The sequence below is a fragment of the Kitasatospora sp. NPDC056181 genome, assembly GCF_042266225.1.
Taxonomy (GTDB): Bacteria; Actinomycetota; Actinomycetes; order Streptomycetales; family Streptomycetaceae; genus Kitasatospora.
Genome location: NZ_JBHJUK010000007.1, coordinates 35,412 through 54,736, shown reverse-complemented (window position 1 = coordinate 54,736; position 19,325 = coordinate 35,412). Strand labels below are relative to the sequence as shown.

The following is a 19,325-nucleotide window of genomic DNA, read 5'->3' as shown; positions in this document are numbered from 1 at the left end:
TTGCAGTACAGCAGTTGATCGCACGTCACTATAAGGGAGAAGAGCGGGTCATCGGGCAGAACGGGCGTATGGTGACCCGTCGGTGTGATACATCAGCTGGGGGCAGCAGGGCCCGGCCGGGCCTTGGCCCCAGGGGGGTGCGATGCAGGCAGACTTCTACGGCCGGAGACCGCGCGGCCAGGATCCGGAACCGGCCGCCGTCACGGTGGACCTCGGTGCGGAGGATCCGGGCGGCGCGGCACAGGGCGACCTCCGGCTGCGGCCCGGTCGGCTGCTCCCCGCGAACGAAGCGGTCATGGTCGTCTCGTCCGCCCACCCGGTGGCCGGCCCGCGGCTGATGCGCCAGGCCTTCGAAGTCACCGAGCTGCTGGAACAGTGGTGCGGTGAGGGCCGCTACCCGCAGCAGCTCGTCCGGGTGCTCCGCTGGGACGACACGCCGGGTGCCCAGCGCCTGCTGTGCTCCTGGCGCGGCCACCGGGTCGACGCCCTGCCGCCCGGCATGACCCTGGCGGGCCCGCGGCTGCGTGCGGCCGCCCGCGATCTGTTCACCGCGCTCGGCTGCCTGCACGAGGCCGGTCTCGCCCACGGAGCCGTCACCCTCGACCGGCTGTGGTGGGACGAGCTGGCCGGTCTCCAGCTCGCCGGCCTGGAACACGCGTTGTCACGGGGGTCGTCCGAAGACCGGTACCAGGACGTCCGTGCGGCCGGCCGACTGCTCTACCATCTCGCCACCGGCGAGGACCTGCTTCCCGGTGAGCAGCGCAGCGAGATCCAGCGGCGGCTGGGTCTGCTGGACCCGTGGCCGGCCCGGATGCTGACCGACATCCTCGTCCGCGAGCGGCCGCCCGCCGCCGACGTCCTCGTCCGGAAGTTGTCCCCGCCGCCCGCACCATCGCCCGGTCGGCACTCGGCCGAGTACGACCGCGCGCTCACCGCCTTCGACGAGCTCCGCGCCAGGCAGCGCCGGTTCAGGAGCGAGCCGGTCCCTCGGCGACCGCTCGCTTCGCTGTCGGTACCCTGGCGGCCGATCCCACCCGAGCGCCGGGTGGACCAGGGGCGGCCGCCGAGCCACGACCCATGGGACGGGCCGGTCATGGATCATCCGGTCATGGATCATCCGGGCGTGTTCCGCCGTGGCGTGCGGCGGCTGCGCACCCTGGTCGGACTCTCCCTGCTGCTGGCGGTGGTGACGCGATGACTGTTCCTGGCGGCGTCGGGCTCACGGGCGAGGTCGGCGTGATCGACTGCCCGATCTGCGTCGGACAGCTGCACTGGGAGCAGGCCCCGCTGCTGACGCTCGACGCGGACGGCACCGAGAACCCGTTGGACCTGCGGACCGTGCACGGCGACGCCAATCGGCGGCGACTGCTGATGCACGCCTACCGGCGCTGTCCGGGCAACGACGCCCAGCCACCCCACCTGCTCCCGGAGCGGTTCCCCGGACTGGGCACCCGGCCGGTCACCATCGGTCTGGTCGGGGCCTCGGGGACCGGCAAGACGCACCTGCTGGCCGCGATGGTCAGCCGCCTCCACGACGCCACCGTGATGGCCCGGATGAACCTGCAGGTGCAGGGACTGGACCTGCGGATGCACGCCGCCTACCTCGGCGGCCAGGTCAGCCGGTTCATCGACCGGCGCGAGGAACTGCCGGCCACCAGGATCGACGCGCCGGTCGAGTTCGCCGTGGGGCTCATGGTCGACGACCTCGTCTCCGGGCGCAGCCACACCGTGGTGATCTTCGACGTCTCCGGGGAGCGGCTGCAGAGCCCCGACCGGGACCTCGCGTTCATCAACCAGCTCAGCGCCCTGCTGTGCGTGGTGGACCCCACCGCCGTGCTCGGCCTGACCGGGCCGCGGCAGGGCGGCGTCGGCGGCGACCATGCCTTCGACGCCACGATGGACCGGCTGAAGAACGCCCGCTGCCGGCCGGGCAGTCCGCTCGTACCGATCCCCGCCGCGACCGTGGTCACCAAGGCCGACCTGCTCACGCGGCGTGGCTACTCGGAGATCACCCGGTGGCTCCCGCACGGCCTGCACGAGGATCTGGACCTCGGAACGGTGGAGGAGGAGAGCCGGGCCGTGTACGCCTTCCTCGCCTCCCGCAACGGAAAGCGCTGGCTGGGTCCCGCCCACGAGTGCTGGGACTCCACGCTGCACCTCGCCTCCGCCACCGGCACCTCGGCGGTCGTCACCGAGGAGGGGGCCCGGACGGTGGGACGCTTCCCCGAGGCCTCCTTCCGCCAGCGGCGGGTGCTGCGCCCACTGCTGACGCTGTTCGCGCTGACAGGGGTGCTCGACATGGGGACCGCACGGAACCTGGGCCGGCCGGAGGGCGCGCGGTGAGCGCCGCCGATGGTGACCTGATCACCTACCGCTGGTCCGAGCGCTCCCTGCTCGGCCGAAACGGCGTGGGCCCCGTTGTGACCTCCCTCGAACCGGACGAACTCGTCCGCTGGGACGACCGGTTGCGCTCACTCGTCTGGGCGGCCGAGCCCGGCCGGGACCGGCCGGCCCGGCCGGGCCACGTCTACCGCCGCTTCGGCGACCGGGCCGTGCTGCTGCGCAAGGAGTCGGTCAGGGACGCCAAGGGCAGGGTCGGCTCCACCGAGGCCCACGTCCTCATCGCCCCGGCGGACCGGCTGACGCCGCGGGCCGCCCTCGCGATCTGCGCCACCCCCTGGCAGGAGTGGCTGCCCCCGGAGACCAGGGCGACCCGCCCCGGCGCGCTGCCCGCCGACCGCGCGCAGCCCGTCCGGCTGGACCGGCTGCTCGACCTCGCCGAGAGCTTCGAGACCGACGCGCTCGACGAGCTCGGTCAGGTGCCGCACCGGCTCGCGGTCCGGCTGGGCGCGCTGCTGCTGGCGGAGCCCGACCGACCGCTCACCGTCATCGGGAGCCCGGCACGCGGCGAAGCCGTGGTACGGGCCCTTGCTCAGGTGCTCGACGGATTCGTGGCCCACAGCTGGGAGTTCGCCAGCCTGGAGGAGACCGACACCGCCGCGGAGCTACCGGGCCTGGTCTTCCTCGATCAGCCGCCCCCAGTCAGCCTGCACGGCGGACACGGCCGGCTCAGGGTGCGGGCCGCGGCAGCCGCCGACCCGCCTGCCGGAGCAGCCGCCGGGCCTGAGGACCGGCGCGTCGCCGACCTGGCGGAGCGGCTGTTCTCGCTCACCCGGCGGCTCGGACCGCAGATCCTGGACCGGTTGCGGCCCGAGCGTGCCGCGGCGAGCAGCGCCGAGGTCCTCCAGCTGGGGGAGCGGCTGCTCCTCGCCCCGGGCGTGCTCGGCAACGTCGACGTGCTGCTCCGGATGGCCGCGCTCGGCGACCTCACCCCGGAGGAGTCCGGCTACCTGACCGCGAAGCGGTTCCTGACCGGGATCGAGGACGGCCTGCGCCGACTGCCGTCCGGCGAGCTCGCGGCGGTTCTCCGGCTCTGGGAGCAGCACCCGCAGGCGGTGCGGACCTTCGCCGACGTACGCACCCGACTGCACACCGAGGCGGTCGCCCGGTGCCTCGCCGCGGAGCCCGGCGGGGAACCGGAACTGCGCGCGATGCTCGCGGTCAGCACCCCGGATCCCCGCGCGGTGCACGAGGCGCTGGATGCGCGGATCCTCCCCCGGCTGCACCAGTGGGAACCCCGGCATGCCCTCGCCGTGGTCGACGTGCTCACCGAGCTGCACGCCGACGACATGCCGACGGAGCGTCAGGCCGTCCGGCTGCTGGCGGCGCTGGAGCCCGAGACACTGCTCGACGCAGCACTGCGCCGGGTACGCTCCTCGCCGGGAGCGGTCCGGGTGCTGCTCCAGGGCCTCGGCCCGGACCTCTCCCGCCGCTCCAGGAACCGGCTGCGCGCGGTGCTGGAGCGGTCCCGGGCCGTACCGGACCTGCTGACCAAGCTGTGCGCCGACGCCGCGCGCGGAGAAGGGTCACCGGCCGACCGGCAGCTGCTGACCACCCTGCTCGACCTCGTTCTCGGGCCCCGCGCGGACGCCGACCGGCTCCGCCGACTGCTCGCCGCCTGCGGGCCCACCCCGCCGGCCGCACTGCTGCACGCGCTGCTGTCGAAGGTCGACTCCCGGCGCGGCCGCGAGGTGGTTCGGTCGGCTGCGGCCGACCTCTACCTCTTCGGTCGGCTGAGCGGAGCCGACGGCCGGCGCGCCCTGACCCACCCGGACCACCCCGAGGAGCCGCCCCGATGAGCACCGTCACGACCCCCGCCACCCTGGTCGAGGTCGCCGGAGAGCTCCGCCGTCTGGGACAGCAGTGCGCCGATCGCCGGCTGCCGGGTGCGCTGCTGGGATCCGTCGCCGAGACTCTGGAGAGCGACCCCGGCGCCCTCGGCGGCATGGACCTGGCCGCAGCGTACCCGCCCGACCTGCTGGCCCCCGACGGCACGCCGCGCCATGGCAGGGTGGCGGACGTCGTCGAGGCGGTCCGGGACGTCCTGGTGTTCCTGCCGATCGCGGTCACCTGGACCACCCTCTGGATCGACCTCGGCCGCTACCGTGCCGCGGGCCCCGGTGCCAACTTCCTGCGACTGTGGCTCGACGGGGCCGGGAAGGTCGCCGTGCCGACGGTGGTCGTCCTCGTCGCGCTGGTGATCGTCCTCAACGCGGGACTGCACCTGCACGCCGCGACCCAGCAGCGGGCAACCGACCACCACTGGCTGCGCCAGAGCATCGCGCAGGCGCTGATGCGGGCCACCCACATCCTCGCCATCACCGCGTCGGTCAGGACGAAGGAACTGTCCACCACGCAACTGGAGAACACCGCACGGCTTCTGGCCCGCAGCGCGGACCAGCTCGAAAAGGGGCTGGGCAGTCTGACGAACCGGCTGCTCACGGTCCTCAGCCCGGGTCCGGAGGGACAGTTCTCCACCGCCCTGCAGGAGTGGACGGCCTCCGCCCGGGAGCTCGGCACGCTCGGCCGGGCGATGACCATGCCGCAGGAGGTGCTCAACCGCTTCGTCGATCTGCGCAACCAGCTCGCCAACGAGGACCGCGAGCTCCACGAGGCGGTCCGCCGGCTCGCCGCCGAGGTGCGCGACACCAGCGCGGTGTCCCAGGTTGCCGCGCAGGCCCAGCAGAAGGTCGCCGTGGAGGTGATGGAGGACACCCGGCAGCTGGGGGAGGCGCTGGAGAACTTCGTCCAGTACAGCGACCGGCTGCGGGACTTCATGGACGGCCTGGACCAGTTCCTTCACTACGTGAGGGAGAGGACTGAGGTCGCGATCACCGGCCCCGAGGGGACGCCGCCGGCGATGAGCAACGTGCCCGGCTACGAGAGTGACCCGTACGGCTTCGGCGAGCCCGATCGGTCCCGCCGAACCGACGGACCGGAGTTCTACTGATGCGGCCGCCGCAACGATCTCCCCGGAACCGTCGGATGGCCCCCCGTCACCTGGCGGGGTGGCTCTTCGCCGACCTCTTCCTGGTCCTGATGCTGGTGGCCTTCGGGGCCACCACGCCCGACGGGCCGGACGATTCCGCGGCGGGCGCTGCAGAATCCGTTGCACCGTCGGTGTCGGCGTCGGTGTCGGCGTCGGCGTCCGGGTCGCTCACCAACTCCGGGTCGCCGAGCAGCAGGCCGACGTCGCCCGGCCTCGACCCGCGCTCCGTCACGGTGACCGTCGTGGTCGGCAGCGGGCCGCTGCAGAGCGGCAAGCTGTCCGATGACGCGGCCCGTACCGTCCTCGCCGACGTGGCAGCAGCCGTGGAGAAGGACGACGCCCGGCGCGGCGTCGGCCTCGTGTTCACCTCGGGGCTGGCGCCCACTGCCGGGCAGGGGCCGGCCCAGCAACTCGCCTCCGCGGTGAACACCATGCTCCAGAGCCAGTTCAAGAGTGCCTTCTGCGGTCAGAGCGACCAGCAGGTCGTCCTCCGCGACGCCTGGCGCTACGCTCCGACGGCCGACTCGATCCGGGTGGAACTGTTCTTCGTGAACGGCTGCCGGCGCGGGTGAGCCGCTGACATACTCGGCCCATGCCTGAAACGGTGGAGCCTGAGCGGCCATCAGAACAGCAGCCGGTCCCGGTGAAGGGCGACGTCCGGGTCGGCCCGGGTGGCGTCGAGTACTTCGACGGGAGCGCGTGGGGACCGTACCGGGCGGTGCCGGAACCCGGCGGTGGGCCGGTCTTCCGGGACCACCCCGCGTCCTCCGGCGGGAGCGTCGATGGCTGACCCGGCAGCACCCGCCGCCCCGGGCCCACGGGCGAGCGCGGTGCTCGACAGTGTCACCGACATGCGCAGCACCGCCCGTTGGACCATCGGCGCACTCGGGGCGGTCGGCAGTCTGGTCCTCGGGGGCCTGCCGCTCGCCGGGGTGAACGAGATCCACGGCGGTACCAGGCTCTGGCTCGCCTTCGCCGGGCTGTCACTGGCCGTACTCGGCGTGAGCTGGGCGGTGTACTGGACCAGCGATGTGCTGACGCCCCGGTTCACCACACCGGCCACCTGGAACGCCCGGGCGGTGCGGCCGCTGCGCGCCGTCGCCGAGGCCGAACCGGCGCTCTTCTTCGGCCACTTCGGCCGTACCCCGGCCGAACTCACCGCGGCCTGCGAGCTGCACGCCACGGTCGTCGCCAACCTCACCTCCGCCCTGGCCGCGCAGCCGGCAGCCGCGGAGGCGGAGCAGCTCCGGGCGGCTCGCGCCGTCGCCGAGGCCAACCTCGCCGGCGCCCAGCGCCGACTCGCGGAGCTGCTGGACCTCATGCACGCCTGGAGTGTGCGCGCGGCGCTGGTCGCGGCACGCTGGCACACGCTCGCCGGTGGCATCGCCGTCGCGGGCGGGGCGACGCTCTTCCTCCGCGCACTGTGACCGGCCGGTCGGCGTCCGTGCTGTTGGCCCCGGCGCTGCGCGTGGGGCTCGGGCTGATGGCCGCCCTCGCCGCGTTGGTGGTCGTCGTGCTCGGGCTCCGGTATGCCGGCGAGGGCGAGCCCGGCAGGGTGGACGCGCGGGTCCGGGCGGCGGTGGACGGGGTGGGGCCGCCGTGGCGGCACGCCGCGTTGGCGATGGACTCCCTGGGGGAGCCGGTGGGAGCCGCGACGCTGGTCGCTGCCATCGTGACGGGCTGCCTGCTGCTCCGGCGTCCTCGGGCGGCGGTGTTCGTCGTTGCCGGCGTCGGCATCGCGGTGGGGACGACGACGCTGCTCAAGCACCTGGTGGGGCGCACCATCCACGGTGGGTACCTGTCCTACCCGAGCGGGCACACCGCCTTCGCCACCGCGCTCGCCCTCGTGGTGGCGATGCTCGCGACCCGCCGCCGAGGCCGGGACGGGCCCGGCCTCGGCGGGACGGCCGGCACCCTTCTCGTGCTCGCCGCGGCTCTGGTCGCCGGCGCCGCCATGGGCTGGGCGCAGGTCGCTCTGGACGCGCACTACCCGACCGACGTCCTCGGCGGCTGGTGCACCGCGCTGGCGGTGGTACCGGCGACCGCGTGGCTGGTCGACCGGATGGCCGACGGGCCGGCCGAAGCCGGTCGGCGTGAGCGTCGCTGACGTGATGTGACGTGACATGGTGTGACGTCACATCACGTGATGCGACGTCACGTTAGCCGTCGGAACACGGGCTTCACCGGCCGCCCGGCGAGCCAGGGGGTGGGGTCGGCGGCGTCCAGCGCCTTCCGGTACACGGCGCAGGCCCGGGCCACCACGTCGACGGTGCGGTCGATGTCGTCGTCGCCGAGCGCGCTGCTCACCACGAACGACGGTGCCAGCACACCGCCCGCGAGGAGCTGACGCAGGAACAGGGTGCGGTACTGCTGCGAGGGCTGCCGGTTCTCGTCGAGGGTGGCGAAGACCAGGTTGCTGGACCGGCCCCGGAGGACGAGGTGGTCGCCGACGCCCGCGCCTGCCGCGGCCTCGCGGACACCGGCGGCCAGCCGCTCGCCGAGGGCGTGCAGCCGAGCGGTGACGCCCTCCTCGACGTAGGTGGTCTGCACGGCCATCGCGGCGGCCAGCGAGTGCGTTTCCGCACCGTGCGTGGTGGACAACAGGAACACCCGGTCGCCGGAGTGGCGCAGCCCGCCCCGCTCCATCAGGTCGCGGCGCCCGGCCAACGCGGAGACGGCGAAGCCGTTGCCCAGCGCCTTGCCGAACGTGGAGAGGTCGGGGACGACGCCGTACAGGCCCTGGGCGCCCGCCTCGGACCAGCGGAAGCCGGTGATCATCTCGTCGAAGACCAGTACGCAGCCGTGCCGGTCGGCCAGCTCGCGCAGGCCGGCGAGGTACCCGGGCGGCGGTTCGGTGTGGCCGGCGGGTTCGAGGATCAGGCAGGCGATCTCGTCCCGGTACCGGGTGAGCAGTTCCTCCGTGGCGGGCAGGTCCCCGTAGGGGAACGCCACGGTGAGCTCGGTGGTCGCGGCCGGGATGCCGGCGTCCATCGGCGTGGTGCCGATGAACCAGTCGTCGACCGAGAAGAACGGGTGGTCGCCGCAGACGGCCACCCGCGACCGCCCGGTGACGGCGCGGGCCAGGCGCACCGCGGCGGTGGTGGCGTCTGAGCCGTTCTTCGTGAACTTCACCATCTCGGCGGTCGGCACCGTGGCCAGGAAGCGTTCCGCGGCCTCCAGCTCCAGGACGGACGGCCGGACGAAGTTGCTGCCGCGCTCCAGCTCCCGGCGTACCGCCTCGACCACGCGCGGGTGGGCGTGGCCGAGGCTGACCGAGCGCAGGCCGGAGCCGTACTCGATGTAGCGGTTGCCGTCGACGTCCCACACGTGGGCACCGCGGCCGTGGCTGATCACCGGGGCCAGGTGCTCCGGGTACTGGTCGTCGCCCTTGGCGTAGGTGTGGGCGCCCCCGGGGACCAACGCGTGCAGCCGCTCGTTCGCCGCCCGTGACCGGGGCAGGCTGAACTCCTCGGTGTGTCCGGTGTCCACGCCGACCTCACCCCTCCCGGTGTCGCAGGACTTCGGCGAGGCCCGGTGCCTCTCTGTCCCGCTTGGACACCGAGACGGCCGGCAGCGGCCAGGGGATGGCGAGTTCCGGGTCGTCGAAGGCGATCGTCACGTCCTCGGCGGGATCGTGCGGGCGGTCGATCCGGTACGAGACGTCGGCGGTCTCGGTGAGCGCCTGGAAGCCGTGCGCGCACCCCGCCGGGATGTACACGCTCACCTGCGTCTCGCCGGACAGCTCGAAGAAGGCCCGGTTGCGGTAGGTCGGCGAGTCCGGCCGCAGGTCCACGACGACGTCGAAGACCCTCCCGTACGAGCACCGCACCAGCTTGGCCTCGCCGGCGCCGGAGCGCAGGTGCAGGCCGCGCAGCACGCCTCCGACCGAGCGGGACACGCTGTGCTGGACGAAGGCGTCCGGGTCGAGGCCCACCGAGCGGATGACGTCGGCGTCGAAGGTGCGGCAGAAGAAGCCGCGCTCATCGGCGTACGGCGTCGGCTCGAACAGGTACGCGCCGGCGATCGCCGGGACTTCGGTCACCTTCATGGGGCCTCCCGCAAGGCGTGGGTCTGGGCGTGGGTCTGGGCGTGGGCGTGGTCGGTCGCCGGGAAGAGGGCCGCGGTCAGGGCGGTGAACTGGTGCTCCAGGCGCCGGGCGGCGGCCAGGTTCCGCTCGGTGAGGGTCCGCCGCAGCTCCGCCGATCTCTTCTCCAGTTCCCGGAACTGCTCCAGCAGCCGGTCGGCGTCGACCTCGCGCGCCGGGTGGCAGTACGCGCCGAGGCCCATGTCCGCCATCAGCGCCTCGCTCTTGGTCGCGTAGCAGAGGGCGAGCACCGGCGTACCGGTCTTCAGCGCGCAGATCAGGTTGTGGTAGCGGACCGCCACCACGGTGTCGGCGGCCGCCATCTCCGCCATCAGGTCGGCCAGCGAGGCCGGTTCGGCGGCGGTGACCAGCGGCGAGTCCACCGCGTCGAGGACGGCGGTGACGACCGACGCGTCGCAGTCGTCGCCGGTGAGCAGCCGGACCGGCCGGCCCTCCGCGACCAGCGCCCGGACGAAGTGGATCGTCCCGTCCAGGTAGCGCCGGTGGATCTCCTCGGCCCGGGCGCGGTCGTCGTTGCCGCCGTGGAAGTCCATCACGCCGAGGCAGACCGGGCCGGGCGGGCCCGACGGCGGGCCGGCCGGTCGTGTGCCGGCCGACGGGGTCGGCAGGGAGAACGCGAGGTCGGGGTAGACCTCGTCGCGTGCGGTGTCCACGCCCATCGCCCGCATCGCGTCGCGGGACGGGGCGTCCCGGTACGACCGGTACGCGGCCAGCCGCGCGGACCAGCGCACCAGGGCCCGGGTCGGCCGGTTGCGGATCTCGGCGGCGCCGACGCTGACCAGCGCGACCCGGGTGCGCAGCAGCCGGCCGCTCGCGCAGAGCAGGAACAGCGCGTACGGGAAGCCCCACGGCCGCAGCGGCAGGGTGGCCTCCAGGACGCCCATGCCCGGCACGATCACCACGTCGTGCCGGCGCACCCAGGCGGCGGTTCGGACGGCGTCGACGAGTTTGCCCACGCCCTTCGACGCGATCGCGCCCGCCCGCGACGCGGTCCGGTACTCCGCGCGGTTCCAGTGCAGTCGCGTGGCGGGGATCCCGAACCGGGCCGTCACGGCCTCGGGCCCGCCGCACAGCGCGTCCACGACCGCCTCCGGGTGTTCGGCGCGCAGGTACCCGAGCACGGCCTCCAACGACCCGTCGTTGCCGAGGTTGCCGGAGCCGAGCAGCCCGAACACCCCGACCCGCACCGGGTTCGCGTGCGCGGACGTCATGTCTGCCGCCCCTCGCGGCCGGCCACGAGGGCGTCGACGGAGACGGTGAGCCCGGCCGGATCGACCGGGGCGCGGTCCTCGACCCGTTCGCCCGCGCCCGGCCGGGCCCGGCTGCTCAGCCACGCGGCCAGGTGGCGGTAGCAGGCCCGGCGGTCGGACGGGGACAACGGCGCCCGCCGGACCGCCGAGACGAAGCCCCAGACGTACTCGGCGAGCAGCCGGGGCGTCGGGTGCAGCGCGCCCGCCCGGCGCGGGTCCAGGTTGACGCACCGGGAGCGCTTGGAGGGGTTCGCCCGCTCGGCGCGGGTGGGGTGGTCGCGGCGGAAGTACAGCAGCTCCGGCACCTGGTGGAAGGGCCCGTGCAGGCCGATCTCGGTGACGAACGTGCGGTCCGCGTGGTGGTAGCTGTCCATCGGTTTCACCCGGCGCAGCACGTCGGCCCGCAGCACCCCGTAGAAGTCGTCGCCGCCGGGCTCGAACAGCATGCTGCGGAAGCGCTCCGGCGCGTGCGGCGAGGCGGTGGCGAGCGTGTACTCGTAGGGGACCTTCACCTGGCCGTCGCCGTCGATGACCGCCTGGTCGGCGTGCGCGAGGATCACGTCCGGCCGCTCGTCCAGCGCCTCCACGCAGCGCAGCAGCAGGTCCCGGCCGTACAGGTCGTCGTGCGAGGCCCACTTGAACAGCTCGCCGCGGGACTCGGCGAACACGTGGTTGTGGTTCGGCGTGGCGCCGATGTTCCGGGGCAGCCGGAGGTACCGGATGCGCGAATCCCGCGTGGCGTACCGGCGGCAGATGTCCTGCGTCGCGTCGGTCGAGGCGTTGTCGGAGATGATCAGCTCGAAGTCCTCGTAGGTCTGGCCGAGCAGGGCGTCGAGCGACTCGGCGAGGTACTCCTCGCCGTTGTACACCGGCAGGCCGATGCTCAGTCTGGGTCGGGCGGTCATGAGGTCCTCACTTCCGGGGTGCCGTCCTCTACTTCGGGGGTGGGGGCGCTGTGGTGCTCGCGCAGGGCGGACCGCAGTTGCAGCCACCACACGGCCGAGCCGCTGACGGTCGCGGCGGCGACGCCCCAGGCCGAGCCGGTCGTGCCGGCGGCGGCCGCCCCGCCGAGCCCGCCGCCGGCGTAGCAGGCGGAGGCGAACAACTGGCAGCGCAGACTGCGCCGGGCCGCGCCGAGCGCGCGCAGCCCGGCCGCCGCGCCGGTGCCGAGGCCCGCGCCCGCGACGCCGAGGGTGATCGGCACGATGAGCTCCGAGGCGGAGTGCCAGACGCCGCCGAGCACCAGCTCGCCGAGCCGGCCGGGCACGAGCAGCAGCGCCGTGCCCCAGAGCAGTGCGCCGGCGGCCTGGCCGCCGCCCAGCAGGAGGCAGAACCTGCCGAGCCGTTGCGGGGCCCGCCGCAGCACCCGGGCCGCCTCGGGGACGGTGACCAGCGAGAGCCCCATGAGCACCGCCAGGAAGGGGCCGAGCAGGAGCTCGGCGCCCCGCACCGCACCCACCGCGCCGACCCCGACGATCGCGCCCAGCCCGTACGCCCGCAGCTGGCTCGCGCCGCTGAGGCTGACGTTCTCGACCAGGTACCGGTAGCCGAGATCGCGCTGCTCGCGCAGCCATCCGGCCGCTTCGGCCGGCCGGGGCCGGATGCCGGACTGGAGGCAGCCGTACCCCGCCGCCACCGTGGCGGACGCGCCCCAGGCGAGCACGAAGGCGGCCACGCTGCCCACCCGGGCCGCCACGACCATGGCGGGGACGAGCGCGACGCCCCACACGACGTCGTTGACGAACGCCTTCCGCCCGGCGCCGGCGGCGAAGAACGAGAACCGCCAGGCGTCCTGGAGCAGCAGCCCCGGCACCATGACACCGAGGGCGGCGAACGCGGACCCCACGCTGCCCCCGAAGCCGAGCCCGGCCACCAGGCTCACCGCGCCGATGACCGCGCCGACGCCCAGTGCGGTACCGGTCGAGCGGGCCACCGCCCCGCGCCAGGACGCGTCCGGCACGCCGCTGAAGCGCACCACGAGCGGATCGGTGGCCAGCCCGCGGGAGACGTTGAGCACCACGCCGTACGTCACCCAGGCGAGGCTGAACATGCCGAACGCGGTCACCCCCAGCGAGCGGGCCACGAAGACGCCCACCACGAAGTTGCTGACGCTGGAGGCCGCCTGGTCGGCCAGCCCCCAGGACAGCCGGCCGACCAGGGCCCGCGTGGCGCTGCGCCGGGCCGCTCCGGGTGCCTGCTCCGGTGTCGCCGTCGACGGGGCCGCCTGCGCCGGTGTCGCCGTCGACGGGGTCGTCGCCTTCGTCCCCCCGGTGGTCATCGGCGTCATGCCTTGATCAGCCCGGCGCCGTGCAGGGCGTCGGCCGCGGCGGCGACGGTGTCGAACGGCAGCCCGGACCGCTCGGCGACGTCCAGCAGACCGTGCTCGCCGTCGGAGAGGCTGAGCACCCAGAGCATGGCCAGCTGGGCCTGCTTGGCGTCGCTGCGGCCGCCGAGCGAGTCGTACAACCCGCGCCGGCCCAGCTGCGGTTCGCCGTACGGGCTGAGGTTGAGGTACCGCCGGTTGCGGTCGAGGACGGCGAACGCCTCGCGGCAGACCGCGAGGGTGTCCGCCATCGCCTCCGGGGAGACGAAGTCCGGGTTGTCCGCCGAGGTGTGGTACTCGGGGTACCCGGCGTACGGGGTGCGGCTGAGCGAGCCGACGCCGAGGTCGAACCCGGGCGAGCAGTACTGCCGCTCGTCGTACCCGTACGGTGTGAACTCGGTGATGTGGTGCGGTCGTTCGGTTGCGCGCAGGACGTGCCGCAGAACCCGGTCGATCTCCGCGTCGCCGCGCCTGCTCTGCTTGTACGTCAGCCGGCCCCGGTCGCCGGCGCAGGCCAGCACCAGCCCGTGCTTGACCCGGTCCACCCGCTCCGCGTTGCGGGCCAGCCAGGTGATCGCCCCGATGGTGCCGGGCGCGAAGATGAACCGGTAGGTGTGGTACGGCGTCCGCTGCGCCAGCTCCCGCGCCAGGAAGGTCGCCACCGCGACGCCCGCCAGGTTGTCGTTGGCCAGCGACGGGTGGCAGACGTGGCAGGAGACGATCACCTCGTCGGTGACCTGCCCGGGGACGACGTGCTCGGCGTAGGTGAGGTGGCCGTCCGCGAGCGTGGAGTCGATGCGCACCTCGTACTCGCCGTCCGGCATCGCGTCCAGGGTCTCCTGGGCCAGGCAGAACCCCCAGTCCGGCGTGTAGTAGCTGGTGCGGTACGGCACCCAGGTCGGGTGGTCGGGCAGGGTGTGCAGGTGCCCGCGCAGCTCGGCCAGCGGCATGGTCGCCGCCACCGGGACGCTGTAGCCGAGCACGTGCAGGCTGGACGCGGCGAAGTCGACGACCCGGCGGCCGGCGGTGTCGGCGATGTACGCGTCCCGGATGTTCCACTCCTGGGGCACCGTCCAGTCGAGCACCGGCGTCCCGGTCGGCACCTCGTGCACCTCCAGCGGGACGTACTCGCCGACGACGTCCAGGGTGGCGCGCACGCCGTCGCCGGTGATGCTCCGGCAGATCGGGTAGAGCCGCTCCACCAGCGCGTGCATCTCCTCGCCGGCCGTGGTCATCGGCGCCACCGCAGGGTGTCGTCGACGGTGCCGGCGCCGGACGCCGCGCGCAGCACGGCCAGCCGGGTGAAGCGCTGCTCGAAGGACTCCCGGGTCAGACCGAACTCACGGTAGGCATCGGCGAGTTCGAGCGCACCCCGCTTCACCGTCCACTCGCACTCGAAGCCGGGGACCGCGGCCCGGAAGCGGGAGAAGTCCACCCGGTAGGAGCGGGGGTCGGCGCCGGCCTCCCCGGTGATCCGCACCTTCGAGCCCTCCACCGCCTCGGCGACCAGCTCGGCGATCTCGGCGACGGTGACGTTGTTGGTCTCGCTGCCGATGTTGAACGCCTCGTCGTGCACCGCCTCCCGCGGCGCGACCAGCGCGGCCGCGAAGGCCCGGGCGATGTCGGCGGCGTGCACCAGCGGGCGCCAGGGGGTGCCGTCGGAGAGCACCAGCACCTCGCCGGACAGCAGCGCGTGGCCCACCAGGTTGTTCAGCACGATGTCGGCGCGCAGCCGGGGCGAGTAGCCGAAGGCGGTGGCGTTGCGCATGAACACCGGGCTGAAGTCACCGTCGGCCAGGTCGTGCAGGTCGTCCTCCACCCGCACCTTGGACTCCGCGTACGGCGTCACCGGGCGCAGCGGGGCGTTCTCGGCCACCAGCTCGTCGCCGCCGGCGGCGCCGTAGACCGAGCAGGTGGACGCGTACAGGAAGCGCCGCACCCCGGCGTCGCGGGCCAGCCGGGCCAGCCGCACGGAGGCGTGGTGGTTGATGTCGTAGGTGAGGTCCGGCGCCAGCGAACCCAGCGGGTCGTTGGACAGCGCGGCCAGGTGGATCACGGCGTCCACCCCGGCCACGTGGTCGGCCGTGACGTCACGCAGGTCCACCCGGTGCCCCGGCGGGTCGGCGGGCGCCGGGCCGAGGACGCAGTCCGCGAACAGGCCGGCGTCCAGCCCGACGACGTCGTGCCCGGCGGCCGCGAGGACCGGGGCCATCACGGTGCCCAGGTAGCCCTGGTGTCCGGTCAGCAGTACGCGCATGGGTCATCCCCTCCGGTCGGGAGTGCCGAGATCGAGTGTGACTTTGGTGAGGGCGAACGCCTCGGCGTAACGCTCGTGGCATTCGATGCCGCGGATCCGCGCCAGCCCGAGGAAGGCCTCCCGGTCGTACCAGGGCCGGTGCCGCTGCGAGGGGTAGTGCTCCTGCAACAGCCGCACCTTCTCCTCGGCGACCTCCGGGGACAGCGGCTGGTACGCCGTCGGACGGCCGAGGTCGCCGTCCCACTTGACGATCTCGTAGCCGAGCACGAGGTGGTCGCGGAACGCGGTGGTCACCAGCTGCGCCAGTCCGCGGTGGTCCTGGTGCGCGTCCTCGGTGCGCGGTGCGAGGACCAGCTCCGGCTCGGTCCGCCCGCGCAGCTCCTCGACCGAGGCCTTGGCCTCGCCCCAGTGCGCGGGCAGCCGGCCGTCCGGCAGCTTGAGCACGGTCAGGCGCAGGTCGGCGTCCGGGCAGAAGGCGGCGAGGGCGTCCCGCTCCTCCTGCTCCCGCTCGCCGCCACCGCCGGAGAGCACCAGCGCGTCGACCCGCAGGCCCGGCCGCGCGCGGCACATCGTCAGCAGCGTGCCGCCGGCGCCGATGGCGATGTCGTCGCAGTGCGCCCCCAGTGCGACGATCCGGTCCGGGCGCCCGGCCCCGAGCCGGATCACGCGGTCCCCGCCGCGGCTCCGGCCCGGCTTCCGGGCACGCGCGCAGCCTCGGCGCCGCGCTCCCACACGGCCCATGGGCGGTCGCCCCGGGTGTAGGCGGCGTCGAGCGCGGCCCGCTCCTTCACGGTGTCGGTCGGCTTCCAGAAGCCGCGGTGCCGGTGCGCCACCAGCCGGCCGTGCTTGGCCAGTCCGGCGCACCCGTCGGCGACCAGGTCCCCGTTCTCCGGTATGTGGTCGAAGACCTCCTGACGGAGCACGAAGTAGCCGCCGTTCTCCCACAGCGGCAGTTCGCTCACCGCGGTGATGCCCCCCACCAGGCCGTCCTCGCCCAGCTCCACGCAGTGGAACGACTGCTGCGGCGGCACCACCATCATCGACGCACCGGCGTCGCGCTCGGCGAACCGGTCGATCATCTCCGGCAGCGGGGCGTCGGTGAGCACGTCGGCGTAGTTGGCGAGGAACATCTCGTCGCCGTCCAGGTGGTGGCGCACCCGACGCAGCCGCTCCCCGATCGGCGACTCGATGCCGGTCTGCGCGAAGGTGATCGTCCAGGAGGCGATGTCGGTGGAGAGCAGCTCGGTCCGGCCCTGGCGCAGCACGAAGTCGTTGGAGGTGGTCTCCTCGTAGTTGAGGAAGAAGTCCTTGATGTGGTGGGCCCCGTACCCGAGGCAGAGGATGAACTCGGTGTGCCCGTAGTAGGCGTAGTAGCGCATCACGTGCCAGATGAGCGGCCGCGGGCCGACCATCGCCATCGGCTTGGGCACGTCGTCGGAGGCTCCGCTGCGCATGCGCAGCCCGTAACCGCCGCAGAACAGGACGACCTTCACGGCTTGACCTCGACAATGCTGAGTTCCGGGATGGGGAAGACCAGCCGGCCGCCCCACTCGTGCACGAAGGACAACTGCTCGACCAGCTCGGCCCGCAGGTTCCACGGCAGGACGAGGACGTAGTCCGGCCGGTCGACGGCGATCTGCTCGGGCGGCAGGATCGGGATCCGGGTGCCCGGGGTGAACCTGCCGTGCTTGTAGGGGTTCCGGTCGACCGTGTACGGGAGCAGGTCGGGCCGGATGCCGCAGTGGTTGAGCAGGGTGTTGCCCTTGCCCGGGGCGCCGTAGCCGACGACCGTCTCGCCGCGCTCGGCCGCGTCGACGAGGAAGCGCAGGAGGTCCCGGCGCACCTTGGCCACCCGGGCGGAGAACTCGGTGTACCCGGAGAGCTCCTGCAGCCCGGCGGCCTTCTCCCGGTCCAGCACCTCGGCCACCCGCCGCCCCGGCTCGCCGGCCACCTCGGCCGGCCGGGCCCACAGCCGGATGGAGCCGCCGTGCGTGGGCAGCAACTCGACGTCCACGAGCGCGAGTCCGCCGCTCGCCAGCGCCCGGGCCGCGGACGCGACCGTGTAGTACTGGAAGTGCTCGTGGTAGATCGTGTCGTACTGGTTCTCCTCGATCAGGGTCAGCAGGTGCTGCACCTCGATGGAGACCCAGCCGTCGTCGGCGACCAGGGCGCGCAGCCCCCGGGTGAACCCGACCACGTCGGGGATGTGCGCGTACACGTTGTTGGCGACGACGAGGTCCGCCGGGCCGTGCTCGGCGCGGACCTCCGCGCCGGTGGCCGGGTCGAGGAAGGCGGTGAGCGTGGGCACGCCCTTCTCCCGCGCGGCCGCACCGACGTTGACCGACGGTTCGATGCCCAGGCAGCGGATGCCCCGCTCCACCACGTGCCCGAGCAGGTAGCCGTCGTTGCTCGCGACCTCGACCACGAAGGCCTCGGAGCCCAGGCCGAGCCGCCGGACGGCGCCGTCGACGAAGGTGCGCGCGTGCTCCACCCAGGAGGTCGAGTACGAGGAGAAGTACGCGTACTGGGTGAACGTCTCCTCCGGCGTGATCAGCGGCGGGATCTGCGCCAGCCAGCAGTCGGTGCAGACCCGCAGGTGCAGCGGGTAGGCCGGCTCGGGCCGGTCCAGCTGGTCCGCGGCGAGGAAGCTCTCGCACGGCGGGGTCGCCCCCAGGTCGACGACGCTCCCCAGCGCCGTCGAGCCGCAGAGTCGGCATCGTGTCATCTACTGCCCCCATTCCTGCCCGCGCGGGGTGCCCCGGCGCGGGCCAGCGTTTCCGTTCCCTGTCGGCGGCGCGTCGTCCGCGCCCCCGGACCGCCCCGCGATCACGGTGCGGTACTCCTCCACCAGGCGCTCCAGGCCGACGACCGGGCTGAAGGCCCGCTCGTAGTGGCGCCGGGCCGTGCGGCCCATCTCCTGGTTGCCGGCGGTGTCGGCCGTGACCCGGCGCAGGCAGTCCGCGAGCGAGGCCTCCTCGCCCGGCCGGTGCAGCAGCCCGGTCACCCCGTCCTCGACCAGCTCGACGAAGGCGCCGTGACCGGCGGCGACGGCCGGGACCCCGGCCGCCATCGCCTCCGCGACCACCAGCCCGAAGGTCTCCGGCGCCAGCGAGGGCGCCACCACGGCCACCGCGCGGGCGACCGCCTCCCGGCACCGGGCCGGGTCGTACAGGCCGACGTAGCGCACGTCGTCGCGGCCGGCCGCCCAGGCCGTCACCTCGGCCTCCAGCGGCCCGGCGCCGGCCAGCACGAGCGGCACGCCCACCCCGCCGCCCGCCGCGATCCGGTCCCAGGCGGCCATCAGCAGCCGCACGCCCTTGGGCTCCGCGAGCCGGCCGAGGAACAGCAGGTGCTCGCCGGCGCCCGTACGGCGGCTGCCCGGATCGGGCACGAAGTTGTGCTTCACCACCAGCCGTTCGGCCGGCATGCCGGAGCGCACCAGGACGTCGCGCTGCGCCGCCGAGATGCAGAAGAACCGGTCCACCCCGGACCACCACCGCCGCCGGTTGACCGACAGGCTGACCGCGAGCGGCACCGTCGCCAGCCGGGAGTTGCGGTAGCAGCCGTGCCGCACGGCGGGCAGCACGACCTTCGACCCGACGCACTCGCCGCACGCCCGGCCGTCCCGGTGCAGGGTGCCGGGCGGGCAGACCTGGGTGAAGTTGTGCAGCGTGGCGACGACGGGCACGCCGGCGTCGGCGCAGGCGGCGAGCACCGACGGCGACAGCAGCGGGAAGACGTTGTGGACGTGCACCACGTCCGGCCGCTCGCGGCGCAGCCGGGCGGTGAGCTCCGCGCGGACCGCCGGGTTCCACGGCACCAGGAGCGGCACCGCGACCTTCCCCGGCAGGGACCGGCCGGCGATGGTGTCGCTGCGCCGTTCGAACAGGTCGACCCGGTGGCCGGCCGCGCGCAGCAGCCCCACCTCTTCGTCGACGACCCGGTTCTCCCCGCTCGGCTGCGCCGAGGAGTAGCGGTTGTGCACCACGAGGACGTGCACG

General features: G+C 73.8%; 19 protein-coding genes. 8 read left to right on the top strand and 11 right to left on the bottom strand.

Annotated features, from left to right (window positions below):
- The first annotated feature begins 142 nt into the window (after positions 1-142).
- The 8 genes from ACFC1F_RS05200 to ACFC1F_RS05165 are packed head-to-tail and all read left to right on the top strand — an operon-like array spanning position 143 to position 7,496.
- The gene (locus tag ACFC1F_RS05200; RefSeq protein WP_376155808.1) at positions 143-1,198 is read left to right on the top strand and encodes a hypothetical protein; all 1,056 of its coding nucleotides are present in this window, start codon (positions 143-145) and stop codon (positions 1,196-1,198) included.
- Positions 1,195-2,343, top strand: a complete 1,149-nt coding sequence (locus ACFC1F_RS05195) for a hypothetical protein (RefSeq protein WP_376155806.1) — start codon at positions 1,195-1,197, stop codon at positions 2,341-2,343. The genes ACFC1F_RS05200 and ACFC1F_RS05195 overlap by 4 nt, the downstream gene beginning before the upstream one ends.
- Positions 2,340-4,199 (top strand): hypothetical protein, encoded by a 1,860-nt coding sequence (locus tag ACFC1F_RS05190; protein WP_376155804.1) that lies wholly within the window; start codon positions 2,340-2,342, stop codon positions 4,197-4,199. The genes ACFC1F_RS05195 and ACFC1F_RS05190 overlap by 4 nt, the downstream gene beginning before the upstream one ends.
- Entirely contained in the window at positions 4,196-5,350 is a 1,155-nt protein-coding gene (locus tag ACFC1F_RS05185; protein WP_376155803.1) for a hypothetical protein, read from the top strand. The genes ACFC1F_RS05190 and ACFC1F_RS05185 overlap by 4 nt, the downstream gene beginning before the upstream one ends.
- Before the next feature lie 35 nt (positions 5,351-5,385).
- Entirely contained in the window at positions 5,386-5,961 is a 576-nt protein-coding gene (locus ACFC1F_RS05180; protein ID WP_376155801.1) for a hypothetical protein, read from the top strand.
- Positions 5,962-5,981: 20 nt separating this feature from the next.
- Positions 5,982-6,179 (top strand): hypothetical protein, encoded by a 198-nt coding sequence (locus tag ACFC1F_RS05175; RefSeq protein ID WP_376155799.1) that lies wholly within the window; start codon positions 5,982-5,984, stop codon positions 6,177-6,179.
- Positions 6,172-6,816 carry a hypothetical protein gene (locus ACFC1F_RS05170; RefSeq protein WP_376155798.1) on the top strand — a complete coding sequence of 215 codons (645 nt, stop codon included), beginning with the start codon at positions 6,172-6,174 and terminating at the stop codon, positions 6,814-6,816. Before ACFC1F_RS05175 ends, ACFC1F_RS05170 begins: the two co-directional genes overlap by 8 nt.
- A complete protein-coding gene (locus ACFC1F_RS05165) occupies positions 6,813-7,496 on the top strand; it encodes a phosphatase PAP2 family protein (RefSeq protein WP_376155796.1) in 684 nt (227 codons plus the stop codon). The genes ACFC1F_RS05170 and ACFC1F_RS05165 overlap by 4 nt, the downstream gene beginning before the upstream one ends.
- 47 nt (positions 7,497-7,543) lie before the next feature.
- On the opposite strand, the gene ACFC1F_RS05160 is transcribed toward ACFC1F_RS05165, so the two are convergent.
- Genes ACFC1F_RS05160 through ACFC1F_RS05110 form a run of 11 tightly spaced genes read right to left on the bottom strand, consistent with a single transcriptional unit; the run spans position 7,544 to position 19,324 of the window.
- Positions 7,544-8,878, bottom strand: a complete 1,335-nt coding sequence (locus ACFC1F_RS05160) for a glutamate-1-semialdehyde 2,1-aminomutase (protein ID WP_376155794.1) — start codon at positions 8,876-8,878, stop codon at positions 7,544-7,546.
- A 7-nt stretch (positions 8,879-8,885) separates the two neighbouring features.
- Positions 8,886-9,437 (bottom strand): dTDP-4-dehydrorhamnose 3,5-epimerase family protein, encoded by a 552-nt coding sequence (locus ACFC1F_RS05155; RefSeq protein WP_209413843.1) that lies wholly within the window; start codon positions 9,435-9,437, stop codon positions 8,886-8,888.
- Complete coding sequence (locus tag ACFC1F_RS05150) at positions 9,434-10,705, bottom strand: polysaccharide pyruvyl transferase family protein (protein ID WP_376155793.1); 1,272 nt, start codon at positions 10,703-10,705, stop codon at positions 9,434-9,436. The genes ACFC1F_RS05155 and ACFC1F_RS05150 overlap by 4 nt, the downstream gene beginning before the upstream one ends.
- Positions 10,702-11,649, bottom strand: coding sequence for a glycosyltransferase family 2 protein (locus tag ACFC1F_RS05145; protein ID WP_376155791.1), 948 nt, complete (start codon positions 11,647-11,649; stop codon positions 10,702-10,704). Before ACFC1F_RS05145 ends, ACFC1F_RS05150 begins: the two co-directional genes overlap by 4 nt.
- The gene (locus ACFC1F_RS05140; RefSeq protein WP_376155789.1) at positions 11,646-13,031 is read right to left on the bottom strand and encodes a hypothetical protein; all 1,386 of its coding nucleotides are present in this window, start codon (positions 13,029-13,031) and stop codon (positions 11,646-11,648) included. Before ACFC1F_RS05140 ends, ACFC1F_RS05145 begins: the two co-directional genes overlap by 4 nt.
- The gene (locus ACFC1F_RS05135) at positions 13,028-14,311 is read right to left on the bottom strand and encodes a DUF4910 domain-containing protein (protein WP_376155787.1); all 1,284 of its coding nucleotides are present in this window, start codon (positions 14,309-14,311) and stop codon (positions 13,028-13,030) included. Before ACFC1F_RS05135 ends, ACFC1F_RS05140 begins: the two co-directional genes overlap by 4 nt.
- A complete protein-coding gene (locus ACFC1F_RS05130; RefSeq protein ID WP_376155785.1) occupies positions 14,299-15,324 on the bottom strand; it encodes an NAD-dependent epimerase/dehydratase family protein in 1,026 nt (341 codons plus the stop codon). The genes ACFC1F_RS05135 and ACFC1F_RS05130 overlap by 13 nt, the downstream gene beginning before the upstream one ends.
- Positions 15,325-15,327: 3 nt before the next feature.
- Positions 15,328-15,990: a PIG-L deacetylase family protein gene (locus tag ACFC1F_RS05125; protein WP_376155783.1), complete on the bottom strand. Its 663-nt coding sequence runs from the start codon at positions 15,988-15,990 to the stop codon at positions 15,328-15,330.
- Complete coding sequence (locus tag ACFC1F_RS05120) at positions 15,987-16,817, bottom strand: glucose-1-phosphate cytidylyltransferase (RefSeq protein ID WP_376155782.1); 831 nt, start codon at positions 16,815-16,817, stop codon at positions 15,987-15,989. Before ACFC1F_RS05120 ends, ACFC1F_RS05125 begins: the two co-directional genes overlap by 4 nt.
- A complete protein-coding gene (locus tag ACFC1F_RS05115) occupies positions 16,814-18,049 on the bottom strand; it encodes a methyltransferase domain-containing protein (RefSeq protein WP_376155780.1) in 1,236 nt (411 codons plus the stop codon). The genes ACFC1F_RS05120 and ACFC1F_RS05115 overlap by 4 nt, the downstream gene beginning before the upstream one ends.
- Positions 18,050-19,324 (bottom strand): glycosyltransferase, encoded by a 1,275-nt coding sequence (locus ACFC1F_RS05110; protein WP_376155779.1) that lies wholly within the window; start codon positions 19,322-19,324, stop codon positions 18,050-18,052.
- Position 19,325: the final 1 nt, after the last annotated feature.